Origin of the sequence: Poseidonibacter ostreae, assembly GCF_009208075.1 — a bacterium.
In the GTDB taxonomy this organism is placed as follows: Bacteria; Campylobacterota; Campylobacteria; order Campylobacterales; family Arcobacteraceae; genus Poseidonibacter; species Poseidonibacter ostreae.
In genome coordinates this window covers 1-219 of record NZ_WFKJ01000154.1, presented here as the reverse complement: position 1 = coordinate 219, position 219 = coordinate 1, and the positions used below count along the sequence as shown (strand labels likewise).

Annotated in this window: 1 protein-coding gene; it reads left to right on the top strand. The window is 36.5% G+C overall.

Translation table 11 applies throughout. The features are described from left to right. Window positions 1-219 (top strand): cadherin repeat domain-containing protein (locus GBG18_RS15220; RefSeq protein ID WP_152192413.1); only part of this gene is annotated, 219 nt, incomplete at both ends.

Genomic DNA, 219 nt, shown 5'->3' with positions numbered 1-219 from the left:
GTAACAATAGATGAGAACGCAGCAACATCAACCGTAGTATATAATCCAGAAGCAACGGATAATGGTGGAGCAGCTGATGCAAATATTACGTATACATTAACAGGTACTGATGCCAGTGCATTTGATATTAATGCTACAACGGGTGAAGTAACACTAAAAAATAGTGCCGATTATGAAACAAAAGATTCATATGCTATTAATGTAGTAGCAACAGATGGT